This window comes from Kosakonia sp. R1.Fl, from assembly GCF_023516815.1.
In the GTDB taxonomy this organism is placed as follows: domain Bacteria; phylum Pseudomonadota; class Gammaproteobacteria; order Enterobacterales; family Enterobacteriaceae; genus Kosakonia.
Map to the genome: position 1 here is coordinate 1882754 of NZ_JAMGSQ010000001.1, position 14576 is coordinate 1897329.

The 14576-nt window shown below is 58.1% G+C and carries 2 protein-coding genes; both read left to right on the forward strand.

Translation table 11 applies throughout. The annotated features are described in order from the left end of the window. The first annotated feature begins 667 nt into the window (after positions 1-667). A complete protein-coding gene (locus M8Q36_RS08795; protein WP_249880623.1) occupies positions 668-2323 on the forward strand; it encodes a ShlB/FhaC/HecB family hemolysin secretion/activation protein in 1656 nt (551 codons plus the stop codon). Between the two features lie 12 nt (positions 2324-2335). Beyond that, positions 2336-14575: a hemagglutinin repeat-containing protein gene (locus M8Q36_RS08800; RefSeq protein WP_249880624.1), complete on the forward strand. Its 12240-nt coding sequence runs from the start codon at positions 2336-2338 to the stop codon at positions 14573-14575. Position 14576 lies beyond the last annotated feature (1 nt).

Here is a 14576-nt window from a genome sequence, read left to right on the forward strand (position 1 = left end):
AATCAGTCACCATTCCGGAGATGAGGAATTAGCGGTGTTGACGGAGGGCAAGTGAAGCGCATCAGGCACCGCTTGAGAAAATCATGCTGGCTTGTGGCAATCCTGTTAAGGCGAGTTTTTTAACTGGAGATAAGCAGGGGATCTTATTTATTGTGGTCAATGCTCAATTTCATAAAATCCTGTTGAGAATAATGTAACGATACATAATATATTTTGAGTTTAATCCCTGCTATTTTCTCACAGCAGTTAATCATTTTATTCTTTCATGGCTTATGAGCCATGAAAGAATGCGTTCCCATACCGTGTGTTTAATTTTTACCTTTGAACTTATTAAATCATCGCTCATGAACTTTTCGTGAGTTTTACATTTTTCGGTTTATGTATAACGAAAGGTCATGGAAAATAGTTTTAAATAGCGATGTGAACAGTTGGATTGCTGTAAATCCTGCTCAGTTTATGTTTCTCCAATCAGTTAGGTTACTCTAAATAATGAATCCGGAATATATCCGACGCTAAACCTAAATTTAGATAGGAATTGTCTATTTACCTCCTGAATATTGTTTTTTCATTAAGCCCATAAGAAAATACTTAAAAATGATGATTAAAACTAACCTAACCAAAATTTACTGGTGAGGGTGTCATTTATTCTGGTCAGGGATGGGCTAACGTGCGCTATTTAGTGGTGTTGTTATTTTTTGTCACGGCGGCATTGCAGGCTGCGCCATTATCACCGGCGGATCGTGATGCTGTCCGTCAGCAGCAGGAACAACTGCTGCGCCAGAACCAGCAGCAGCGCGATGAGCTGGAACGTGCCACACCGCTGCCGCGCGCAGGCCGCACCCCGTCTGACACGCAGGCCGGCGGCCCCTGTTTTGATATTCACACCATCACCCTTTCCGGCGTCACCCTTATTAACGCAAAAGCGCAGCAGAAGCTGCTCGCGCCCTGGCAGAACCAGTGCCTGAATATGGCGAAAATAACCGGACTCACCGCCGCCATTTCCGACTGGTATATCAGCCGGGGCTATATTACCAGCCGCGCGTTTCTTACCGAGCAGGATTTATCCCACGGCGAATTACGCATTGTGGTGCTGGAGGGAAAATTACGTCATATCCGCCTGGAAGGTGAATCGCCGCGCATACTGAAAATGGTATTTCCGGGGCTGGAGGGGAAAGTTCTCAACCTGCGGGATATAGAGCAGGGCATGGAGCAGATTAACCGCCTGCGCAGTCAGCCGGTACAGATTGAAATAGTGCCGGACAGCGAACCCGGTTATTCCACCGTGAATTTAACCGCCACACCGGAATTTCCGTTAAGTGCCTCCGTGTCGCTGGATAACAGCGGGCAGAAAAGCACCGGTGAAAATCAGCTGAACGGTTCACTGACCGGCAACAATTTACTGGGGCTGGCGGATAAATGGTTTGTCAGCGGCGGACGCAGCAGCGATTTCGCCACCGGGTACGACGCGCAGAGTTTTCAGGCCGGGGTCAGTATTTCCTACGGCTACAGCCTGCTGGATTACAGCTACGCCTGGAGCAATTACCGTACCACTATCCTCAATCAGGGGTTTCCGTGGGTTTCCACCGGCGATACGAAAACCCACCGCCTGAACCTATCCCGCGTTATTTTTCGCAACGGCGACATCAAAACCGCACTCAGCGCCGGCATCACGCAGCGCGCATCGCGCAACTGGCTTAACGACGCCCCGCTGGTGAGCAGCACGCGCAATCTTTCCAGCCTGCAGCTTGGCATCAGCCACACGCAGAAACTGCTGGGCGGCGTGGCGACCTTCAACCCGACCTACAGCCACGGCATGCCGTGGTTTAACGCCGAAACTGATGAAGGTAAAACCGGCGATGTGCCGCGCGCGCAGTTCCGCAAGGGGAGCCTCAGCGCCAGTTTTCAGCGCCCGCTCACCAGCGACCTGCTGTGGCTGACCAGCCTGTACGGGCAGTGGTCGCCGGACCGGCTTTACGGCAGCGAGCGCCTGACGCTTGGCGGTGAAAGCTCGGTGCGTGGTTTCAAAGAGCAGTACATCTCCGGCGACAACGGCGGTTACTGGCGCAACGAAGTGAATTACACCCTGTTCACGCTGCCGGTGCTCGGGCAGATAAGCGCCACCGCGGCGCTGGATGGCGGCTGGCTGGAGAAAGACCGGCTTGACCGGTATGCCGCCGGCACGCTCTGGGGCGCCGCGGCAGGACTGGGCAGCGCCGGGCGCTGGTTCGCAAGCCAGGTCTCTGTCGGCACACCGCTGCGTTACCCGGACTGGCTCGGCCCGGACCACCTGACATTTAACTGGCGTGTGGCTGTCACTTTTTAAAGGAAGACAAGGATGAATACCGATAAACCGGTTCGTTTCTCGCAGCGCGCACTCAGCTGGCTGATTATCGGCCTGCTGGTCTGGCAGCCCGTGGCACCTTCCTTCGCGGCGGCCATCACGCCGACCGGCCCGGCCAGCATGGACAAAGCCGGCAACGGCGTGCCGGTGGTGAACATTGCCACGCCGAACGGCGCGGGCATCTCGCACAACCAGTTTAACGAATACAACGTCGGCCAGCAGGGGCTCATCCTCAACAACGCCACCGGACAGCTGAACCAGACCCAACTCGGCGGGCTTATCCAGAACAACCCGAACCTGAAGGCCGGGCAGGAAGCGAAGGGCATTATCAACGAAGTGACCGGCGGCAGCCGCTCACAGCTGCAGGGCTACACCGAAGTGGCGGGGAAAGCCGCCAACGTGATGGTCGCCAACCCGTACGGCATCACCTGTAACGGCTGCGGTTTTATCAACACGCCGAATGCGACGCTGACCACCGGCAAACCGCAGTTTGACGCGTCGGGCAACCTCTCGGCTCTCGAGGTGACAAAAGGCACCATCACCGTCGAAGGCCAGGGGCTGAATGCCAGCGGCAGCGACGCGCTGTCACTGATTTCCCGTGCCACCGAAGTCAACGCTGCTATACATGCGAAGAATTTAACGGTCACCACCGGGGCGAACCGGGTGGATGCCAGCGGTAAGGCGACCGCTATCAACGGCGAGGGCGCGGCACCGGTGGTGGCGGTGGATACCGGCGCGCTCGGCGGCATGTATGCCAACCGTATTCACCTGGTCTCCACGGAAAAAGGCGTGGGGGTGAACCTCGGCAATCTGGCGGCGCGCCAGGGCGATATCACGCTTGATGCGAACGGGAAAATGACCGTCCGGGAGAGTGTCACCAGCGGGTCGCTGACGGCGAAGGGCGACGGCGTGACGCTCACCGGCAGCCATAAAGCGGGTGGTGATATCGCGGTTAACAGCACGCAGGATATGGCACTGAACACCGCCACGCTGGCGGCGGACGGCAAACTGACGCTGGCTGGAGCGGGTAACACCACGCTGACGGCCAGCAAAATCGCTGCCGGGCAGACGGCGCTCAGCGCAAAACAGATTAACGGTGATGCAGCCAGCCAGCTCAGTGCGGCGGGTAACGTCACCCTGGATGCGCAGGGTATCAGCTGGCAGGGTGAACTGACCGCCGGCGGCAACAGCCGGATAACGGCGGATAAGCTGGATAATGCCGGCACGATAACGGCGAAAGGGCAACTGACGGCCACCGCAGGCAACCTGAACAACAGCGGCACCCTGCAGGGGCAGGCGCTGGAGATTAACAGCCAGACGGCGCACAACAGCGGCACACTGATGGCGGCGGGGGATACCCGCATTACCGCCGGACAACTGGATAACCAGGGCACCATCGCCGCGAAAAATCAGCTCACCGCCTCGGCGTCCACGCTGAACAACAGCGGAACACTGCAGGGCCAGTCGCTGGGTGTGACCGGCGATGCGCTGCACAACAGCGGCTCGCTGCTATCCGAAGACGATACACGGCTTACGGTCACCCGGCTGGATAACCAGGGGACGGTAGCGGCAAAAGGCCAGCTTACGGCCACCACCTCCACACTGAATAACGGCGGCACACTGCAGGGGCAGACGCTTACTGCCTCCGGCGATGGGGTACAGAACAACGGTACCCTGGCCGCAGACGATTCCCTGAACGTGAAGGCCGGCGCGCTGACTACCGGCACCGGCTCCACTGTTACCGCGAAAGGCGATGTGACGCTGACTGCGCAGACCACCGCTGATATCGGCGGGCAGGTGAATGCCGGTAAGGCCCTGAGCGTGAAAGCGGCTGACCTGCAGACCCGCCAGCAGGCACAGCTGCAGAGCGGCAGTGACCTGGCCCTGACGGCCGCTGACAACGCCACGCTGAACGGCACTCACGCGGCGAAAGGCACGCTCAGCGTGACGGCAAAATCCGTCAGTCACGGCGGGAAGTCGAATGCGTCAGCCATCACCCTGACCGCCCCCGGTGCGCTGAACAACAGCGGTACGCTGGTCGCGGATACGCTCAGCCTCGGCAGCACACATATCACCAGCAGCGGGCTGCTGCAGGGCACACAGGCTCTGAACCTGCAGACGGACTGGCTGGAAAACCTTACCGGCGGCACGCTCTATTCTGCAAAAGACCTGACGCTTGCCATCCCGCAGCTGAACAACAGCGGGTTAATCACCACCGATGGTGACCTGCATCTGCATGGCAACAGCCTGACCAGCAGCGGCGAAATCAATGGTATTAGCCTGTTCAGCGACTACGCCCGCCTGGAGAACAGCGGACGGCTGCTGGCGGATAACACGCTCAGCCTGACGGCGGATGACATCAGCAACCGTGGCGTGCTGGCGGCAAAAAACACCGGCATCACCGCGAACACGCTCAGTAATACGGGCAGCGTGCAGGGCGACGACGCGCTGACGCTGGCGGCACAGTCCACCACCAACAGCGGGGCACTGGCGACGGCGGGCACGCTGAACCTCAGCGGGCAGACCCTCGATAACCAGGGCAACCTGAGTGCCACCACGCTGCTGCTGACGCTGGCGCAACAGGTGAATAACGCGGCGCACGGGCGCATTGTCGCGGACGACGTCGCCACGCTGAATGCCCCGCAACTGAACAACAGCGGCCTGATTGCCGCGAAAAACCTGACGCTGAACAGCGCTGACATCACCAGCAGCGGCACGCTGCAGGGCACGGCGCTGCTGACCGCTTCCGGTACCACGCTGACTAACCAGCAGGGCGGCCTGCTGCTCAGTAACGGCGCGGTGTCGCTGAAAAATGACCGGCTGGACAACGCCGGGCAGATACAGGGCGACACGCTGAATCTCGCGACCGGGCAGTGGATGAACACCGGCACGGTTCTCGGGCAGAGCGGCCTGACTGCCACGGTCAGCGGCACGCTGGATAACCAGGGCCAGGTGGTCAGCCGGCAGGGGATGACGCTGACAGCAGAGAACAGTACGAACAGCGGCGCGCTGATGGCGAAAGTGCTCGCCCTGCACGGCGATTTGCAAAGCAGCGGTCTGATTCAGGGGACGGACGGGCTGACGTGGGATGGCAGCACGCTGACCACTACCGCGGACGGGCAGCTTGTCAGCGGTGGCAGTCTGGCACTGCAGGGTAAAACCCTGGACAACGCGGGCCGGATGCAGGGGAAAACCCTGACCGCAACGGCGGACAGCCTGCACAACAGCGGCATGGTGCAGGCGCAGGACGCCCTGAACGTACAGGTTACCGGCACACTCGCTAACCAGGGGCAGATGCTGAGCCAGGGCCAGGCGGATATCCGCGCGGCACAACTGAACAACGACGGCACGCTGGCGGCAAACGACCTCGCCGTGACGGCACCAGTGATAACCAGCAACGGCATTCTGCAGGGCAATCACAGCCTGACCTTCGCCACGCAGAGCCTGTTTAATGGCCGCAACGGCCAGCTGGCAAGCGGCGGACTGCTTGCGTTAAACCTCGGTACGCTGGAGAACCAGGGGCTGCTGTATGTGCAGGATGCCCTGACGCTTCATGCCGGCAAACTGGTGAACAGCGGCAGCCTGGAAGCGGACGCGCTGGATATCACCTCTGACAGCACACTGGACAACAGCGGCACGCTGCTGGCGCACCATGCGGCTTTGCTTCGCGCGGATGCGCTCGGCAACAGCGGACAGATTGCCGGCAACGCCGTTTCCCTGACCGGCAACACGCTGACCAACAGTGGCCTGATTCAGGGCGCGCAGCAGGCACAGGCGCACGCAGGCAGTATCATCAACACCGCCTCCGGTAACTGGCTTTCCGGTGGTGCGCTGACGTTTGACGGCGGCAGCCTGCGTAACGCCGGCACGCTGCAGGGCGAGACGGTTTCGCTCACCGGCACCACGCTCGACAACAGCAACATCATCAACGGGCTGCACGGTTTGAGCGGTGTCTACAGCGGCGCACTCACCAGTGACGGACAGATGGTCAGCGGCGGTGTAACAGACCTGCGGGCAGACGCCATTACCAGCGCCGGGCGCATTACCGGCGACACGCTGACACTTACAGCCACCACACTCACCAGCAACGGGCTGTTGCAGGGGACGAACGGCCTGCGTGCGGATGCTGCCACGCTGGTCACCGGGGCGAACTCGCGCACGCTGAGCGGCGGCGATTTTACGCTGAACGCCGGGCAACTGAATACCGGAGGCACCCTGCAGGGCGGGCGGGTCAGTGTGACGGCGGATGACTGGACGCTCGGCGGTTCGCTGCTGAGCCAGGGCAGTCTGAACGCGGATGTGGCGGGCACGCTGGCACTGCCGGGCGCGCTTACCAGCCAGGGAGCGATGACGCTCCGTGCGCAGACGTTGCACAACGACGGACAACTGCTCAGCGCCGGGGACATCACCCTGCGCGGGCAACAACTCACCAACAACGGCAGCGTGCAGGGCAAAACGCTGTCGGCACATGAAGGTCGTATCACTAACAACGGCACGCTGACCGGCCTCGACAGTCTGGCGCTGGATAACAGCCAGGCCACGGCGACCCTGATGGCGCGGATGGCGATGGCTGCCCCGCAACTGGAGCTGATTAACGCCGGTTCGCTGCTGACGCAGGGCACGCTGGATATCACCGCCGGGAGTGTGAACAACACCGGCACCTGGCAGGGCAATAACATTCTGCTGGCGGCGCAGTCGCTGGATAACCGCGGTGCCATTCAGAGCGCCGGGGCGCTGACCCTGCAACTGGCGGGCAATCTGACGTCCGCAGCAGGCAGCAAAATCACCGCCATGGGCACGGCGGCACTGAAGGCGCTGTCGCTGACGAACAGCGGCCAGTGGGCGGCGAAAAACCTGACTCTCAGTGCCGGTTCGCTAAGCAACGGCGGTGTTATCAGCGGCAGCGACGGGCTGACCGCGACGCTCTCCGGCGCGTTCACCCAGCTGGCGGGCGGGCAGCTTGCCGGCAACGGGGCGCTGAACCTGACGGCGCAGCGTGTCGATAACGCCGGTAACATCCAGGGCGGCGGCGTGACCGTCAGCGCAGACATGCTGACCAACAATGCCGGCGCGCAGCTGGTCAGCGGGCAGGGGCTGACGCTCACCACGCCGCAGCTGCTCAACTACGGGCTGATTCAGGGCGCGGGTGACACCCGGATTACTGCCGCCACGCAGGCGCGCAACGAGGGGAAACTGCTCTCCGGCGGGATGCTGACGCTGACTGCCCCGCAGTACAGCGGCGCAGGCTGGCTGCAGGCGACGGACCTGATTCTGAATGCGGCGAACAATGCCGCGACCGGTACGCTGCTTGCCGACCGGATGACGCTTACCGGCGACACCTTCACGAACCAGGGCACCACCCAGGCGAATGACCTGACGCTGAATTACCGCCAGCTTACCAACAACGGCACGCTGCTGGGCAGCCGCCAGCTGACGGTGAACGCCGCGCAGGTGAACCAGTCCGCCGCCGGCAGGCTCTTCAGCGGCGGAGACCTGTTTGTGGGGGCGACCGGGCTCAACGCGCTGGGGCAAATCGTGGCGCTCGGCAACCTGACGCTGCAACTGGCCGATGCGTTTACCGGTAAAACTGCGCTGGCGGCGGGAAAAACCCTGAGTGTCACCAGTAACGGGGCGATAGATAACCAGAGCGTGATGCAGGGCCAGGCGGTGAACCTGAGTGCAGGCGGGCAACTGACCAACAACGGGCAAATCACCACCGGCAGCGGCGCGAGTACGTTAAGCGGCAGCGCCATTGTGCTCAACGGCAACAGTTCGCTGCAGGGCGGCGGCGATGTGACGCTGGCGAGCCGGGGCAACATCACGGCGAACGGCTTTGCCGGCACACTCGGCAGCCTGACGCTCAGTGCGTCGGGCAGTATTGTGAACACCGCGCTGCTGTACGCGGCGAATAACCTGGCGCTGTACGCCGGCAGCATCACCAACCAGCGCGGCGATATGCTGGCGGGCAACAACCTGAGGCTGCAGCGCGACGCGGCGGGCAATGCCAACAGCGAGGTGGTGAACACCTCCGGTAATATTGAAACCCGCAACGGCGATATCACCATTAATACCGGGCACCTGCTGAATACAAGGGATGGACTGGTCACTAACACGACAACGTCAACAACCGCTCAAAGTGTTACGGGCGTGGGTAAGCCTACCCTGAGCGTACATTATTCGCTGCTCCCTACGGGAAGTTATGGTTACTACACGGTTAAAGCCTATGTGGAAGGCAACAGCTGTGCAGGAGCTGATGGTGGGTGTGATTCATGGACAGAAACGACTTATCACTATGCGCCGTTCGAAGGATATGACACCCAAAAATTTGTTTTAAGTGAAACTCGGACGGATGTCAGCAGTAGTGGCGGAAGCGCACGAATCGCATCTGGCCGTAATGCCGTTATTTCAGCCAGTGTGCTTGATAACAAAGCCAGCGACATAGTCAGCGCTAATAATCTGTTATTGCAGGGGGCGCAGCTTAACAACCAGAGCTGGCAAAACAGCGTTGCCTCAGACGTTCTGGTTTATAAATATGGAACAGGCAAGGACGTAACCTATGCTGAGTTTGCGATTCCTGCGGGCGGTTTAAGAAATAAAAGCGATAGATATGATCAGTATGTGCAGAATATTGCTTATACCTTGATTGGACATGAAATTGAGACCACCCAGGGCCAGCTTTACCGCGCCGTTATCCAGGCCGGTGGCAATGTCAGCGCAAACTTCAGCAGCAATATCAGTAACACCAGCACAACCGCCAATGCCGGTGGCGTCAGCGGCACCATTACCGCTCCATCACTGAATACCCTGAGCAATCAGAGTATTGGCGGTAGCGTGGCAAAACAGACGCTCGCCGCTGGATCGGTGCCGGTGAATTCCCCGCAGTGGCAGGATCAACTGCACAACGCCCTGCAGCAGATTAACGGCGGCGGCGCGCTGGATAATGCCAGCGCAAATGGTGCCGCGCTGGCAAACATCGGCAGCCAGCAGAAAGGCAGCGCCAGCCTTGGCAGTGCGGGCAGTCTGACAAACGCGGGTGTCACCAGTGCGGCGCTGAAAAACACCAGCACTGGCGCGCTCGACGCGCATCAGGGGAAATCCGTTGATACCAGCGCGTACCCGCTGCCTTCCGGTAATAACGGCTACTTTGTGGTGTCGGCTAACCCGAAAAGCCCGTACCTCATCACCGTTAACCCGAAACTCGACGGCCTTGGTCAGCTTGACCCGAACCTGTTTGGCGATCTGAACAAACTGCTCGGCGTGACGCCATCTGCCGCCCCGCGCGAAACCAGCAGCACTTACACCGATGAGAAGCAGTTCCTCGGTTCCGCCTACATGCTGGATCGCATCAAACTCAACCCGGATCATGACTACCGCTTCCTCGGTGATGCGGCGTTTGACACGCGCTATGTCAGCAATGTCGTGCTGAACCAGACCGGTAACCGCTATCTGAACGGTATTGGCTCCGATCTCGCGCAGATGCAGTATCTGATGGACAACGCCGCTAACGCACAGCAGCCGCTGGGGCTGCAGTTTGGTGTGGCGCTCAATGCCGATCAAATCGCCGCGCTCGATCACAGCATCCTGTGGTGGGAAAGCGCCACCATCAATGGCGAAACGGTACTGATCCCGAAAGTCTACCTGTCGCCGAAAGATGTCACGGTCAATAACGGCAGTGTGATTGCCGGGAACAATGTCAGCCTCGAAGGGGGCAGTGTCACCAACACCGGCGGCACGCTGCTGGCGCGCAACAACCTCAGCGTGGAGAGCGACGGGGCCATCACCAACAGCAACGATGCGCTGATGAAAGCGGGCGGCAATGTCAGTCTCAGCGCCATTGGCGATATCAGCAACCTCAGTTCCACCATCAGCGGCAAAACCGTGGCGCTGGAGAGTCTCGACGGCAGCATTAATAACGTCACGCTGACCGATCAGTTCGTGCTGGATGCGAAAAGCAAATATGGCTCGGTCAGCCTCAAAAACACCACGCTTGGCACTATCGCCAGCATTACCGCCAGCGATGGCCTGTCGCTGGCAGCGGGTAAAGATATCACCCTGACCGGTGCCACGCTGAAAGCGGGCGGCGATCTGCTGATGGATGCCGGTGGCAATATCGCCGTTAACGCGATTCAGAAAAATGACGCGTACAGCCAGTCGGGTTTTAACGCGGGTTATCTCCGCCAGACGGCAACGGGCCGCGAGCAGGTGTCGTATCAGGGAAGCGGTATCACTGCCGGCGGCAACCTTGGCATGCAGGCGGGTAACGACCTGACGCTCAGCGCCAGCGATGTCAGCGCCGGGAAAGACGCGAAGCTGTCAGCGGGCCACGATCTGAACCTCAACGCGCAGCAGACCAGTAATAACACCCGCAACGGCAAAAGCGAAAGCCACAGCACCGGGCTTGATCGCACCACCGTCAGCGCGGGCAATAACCTGATACTCACCGCAGGCCAGGACATCAATTCACACGCCGCCGGGCTGGCGGCTGAACAACAGGTCGGCATGCAGGCGGGGCGCGATATCAATCTGCTGGCGGAAGCCACCACTCAGGGCGACAGCTACAAAGCCAGCAAGAAAACGGTGATCAACGAGCAGGTGCGCCAGCAGGGCACCGAAATCGCCAGCGGCACGGGAACCACGATCCTCGCCGGACGCGATATGAACGCCGAAGCCGCGCAGGTCAATGCGAAAGGCGATATCGGCGTGCAGGCCGGACGCAACGTCAACCTGACCACCGCCACCGAAAGCGATTATCACTACAAAGAAGAGACCAAAACCAAAAGCGGTTTCCTCAGTAAAACCAAAACGCACACCATTTCCGAGCAGAGCGCCACGCGCGAAGCCGGAACGCTGCTGAGCGGCGATAACGTGACGGTGAAATCCGGCCATGACCTGCTGGTGAAAGGTTCATCCGTGGTGGGTGACGGCGATGTGGCGCTCAGTGCGGGCCACAATGTTGATATCACCGCCGCCACCAATACCGACTCGAACTGGCAGTTTAAAGAGAAGAAAAAGAGTGGCCTGATGGGCTCCGGCGGCATCGGTTTCACCATCGGTTCCAGCAAAACCAAACAGGATCTGAAAGAGAAAGGCACCACCCAGAGCCAGAGCATGAGCACCGTGGGCAGCAACGGTGGCGATGTGACGGTCACTGCGGGTAATCAACTGCATGTTGGCGGCTCAGACCTTATCGCCAAAAACGATCTCGCCCTGAGCGGCGACAGCGTGGTTATCGACCCCGGTCACGACAAACGCACCACCGATCAGAAATTCGAGCAGAAAAGCAGCGGGCTGACTGTTGCACTCACGGGTGCTGTGGTGGACGCCGTCAACAACGCAGTGACGACAGCGCAGGCTGCATCAAAGCAAAGTGATTCCCGGCTGGCTGCATTGCAGGCCACTAAATCGGTGCTTTCAGGTTACCAGGCGGTTCAGGGTAAAGAGATGGCGGATACGACGGGTGAACCCGATTCCGGTATCCACGTCAGCATCTCGCTGACCACGCAAAAATCAAAATCTGAACAGCACCAGGTATCAGACCAGGTCAGCGGCTCGACGCTGAATGCCGGCAATGACCTGACAATTAAAGCTAACGGGAAAAACCACGAGGCAAACAGCGGCGATATCGTGATTGCCGGCAGCAGTATGAAAGCAGGTGGCGACACCAGCCTGGATGCAGCGCGGGATATCCTTCTGACAGGCGCCGCCAACACGCAGAAAACTACCGGGAGCAACAGCAGCAGCGGCGGTGGAGTTGGCGTCAGCTTTGGGGTTGGCCAGGGTGGCGCGGGTCTGAGCGTCTTTGCCAATGTGAATGCGGCGAAGGGCAACGAGAAGGGTGACGGCACGAACTGGACTGAAACCACGCTGGACAGCGGTGGCAAGGTGTCCTTACGCAGCGGGCAGGATGCATCATTAATCGGCGCGCAGGTCAGTGGTGATCAGGTGACGGCGGATATCGGGCGCAACCTGACGGTCACCAGCCTGCAGGACAGCAATAACTACGACTCGAAACAGAGCAGTGTCAGCGCGGGCGGCAGTTTCACCTTCGGCAGCATGACGGGTTCCGGCTATATCAATTTTAGCCAGGACAAAATGCACAGCACCTTCGACAGCGTTGCAGAGCAGAGTGGGATTTTTGCCGGTAAAGGTGGCTTTGATGTCACGGTCGGCAACCATACCCAGCTCAATGGCGGGGCAATTGGCAGCACGGCTACAGCAGATAAAAACAGCCTTGATACCGGTACGCTTGGCTACGGCAACATTATCAATAAAGCAGATTACAAAGTTTCGCACTCCGGCGGTGGCTTCAGCTCTTCAGGTAACCTGATGGGTCAGGGTGCGATCAACGCTGCCAGTACGCTTATGTCCAGTGTCGGAAGTTCCGGACATGCAAGCGGTACTACCGAGGCTGCGGTTTCAGAGGGCTCAATTACGGTTCGCGACACGGCGAACCAGCATCAGGATGTCAGCGGGCTGCAAAGAGATGTGACGAAAGCCAACGACGCCATTAGTCCCATCTTCAATAAAGAGAAAGAGCAGAATCGCCTGCAGGCCGTGCAGATGGTCAGCGATATCGGTAATCAGGTGGCCGATATTGTGCGCACGCAGAGCGACATCGATGGACTGAAAGCGGCGATGGCCAAAACCGGCACGTCGCTTGAGGGGCTGCCTGAGAAAGAGCGTCTGCAAAAACTGGCGGAATTACGTAATACGCCAGAGTACAAACACATTGCCGAAAACACCGGTACCGGCAGCGATGTGCAGCGCGCGATCACCGCAGCTACCGCCGCTGTCAGTGGGCTTGCGGGCGGCAATATCAATGCTGCACTCGCGGGAGCCGCTGCGCCATATATTGCCAGTGAAATCGGTAAAAATATCACCGAAAACAACACAATGGCAGGGATTATGGCCCATGCTGTGGTCAACGCCGTGCTGGCAAAAGTGCAGGGGCAGGATGCTCTGGTAGGTGCATCTGGCGCGGTAGTAGGTGAAGCGACGGGGATACTTCTTGCAAAGCAGGTGTACGGTAAAGATCCTTCGCAGTTGACTGAAACAGAGAAGCAGACCATTGCAGCATTGTCGACGCTGGCATCGGGTCTCGCGGGCGGATTGATAGGCGACAGCACAGAAACGGCAACTGCAGCGGCTAAGGCCGGGAAAACGACGGTTGAGAATAATTATTTATATGCAGATGAAGATAAAGCGAAGACGGATTTAGAACGCAAACTTCCTTACTTGAAAGGGGAGGAAAAGGAGAAGGCGCAAGCTGAGATTGATCGCTGGAAGGAGCTTAGCGAGGCGCGTAATAAAGCTATTGATGCCGCTTGCCACCAACTTACATCAGAGCAATGTGGCTTCATGAGAAAAGAGCTTGCCTTAGCAGGACAGTCCTATGAAGGCACTCTGAAAAAGGATGACCCTTATTACAATTACCTGCTGAATAAGTATAAAGATCAGTATGATGGTCAGAAGGAAGTTATCTCTCTACAGTTTGAGCTGGCAGTAAAAGATGCGAAAGCCTTTGAGGAATTTAAGGCTCAAAATTTAGCGACAGGTCTGTCTATAAGTATAGAAGCCGCCAGGATGTTGGTTCTTCTGGAACATGGAGCTAACTCGGCGCTGACTCTTGCAGCTACTGCGGTTGGCATGAAAGCACCTGCTGGGGTTGATATAAAATCGCCATCTTTGATCGAATCCGAAACAGCGGCACTAGAACGGATTAAACAGAATGGCCAAAGCACGGTTAATTTAAATAACAAAGAACCTAATACTGTATATAACCAGCAGCTAGCGAAAGATGCCGAAAAGGCAGGATTCTTATCTGCTCCGCAGACTGGGGGAACGTTAAATATAGGCGCAGGAAATAGACCGATCTCAGGTGCATACAACATATCGAGTCCGGACTATCCTATGGCAAATGGTGTTCATGCCGGAGATGCGAATGACCTGTCACAGATAGCTTCAGGCTCGCAAAGTAAGATCGTTATGGAGAATCCGTATGGTTTCGAGCCTTTTGGTTCTGAAATTCAACGAGTATTAGCTTCTGATGGGGTGGTTTTGGTGACGGGAACCTGGAGTAATCCGGAAATAAGAAATATTGAAAAAATAGCCACAAAAAATGGATTTATATTAACCGAGAAAAAAATTTTGCAAAATTCAGGTTATACTCAGTCTGATGGCATAACACCAATTAATAATAAAACTGTAACTGAATATAGTTTTAAACGTAAATGAG

Bases quoted from the DNA above. Each gene is read 5' to 3' on its own strand.
- M8Q36_RS08800 (WP_249880624.1), top strand. From the start codon at position 2,336: ATGAATACCGATAAACCGGTTCGTTTCTCGCAGCGCGCACTCAGCTGG.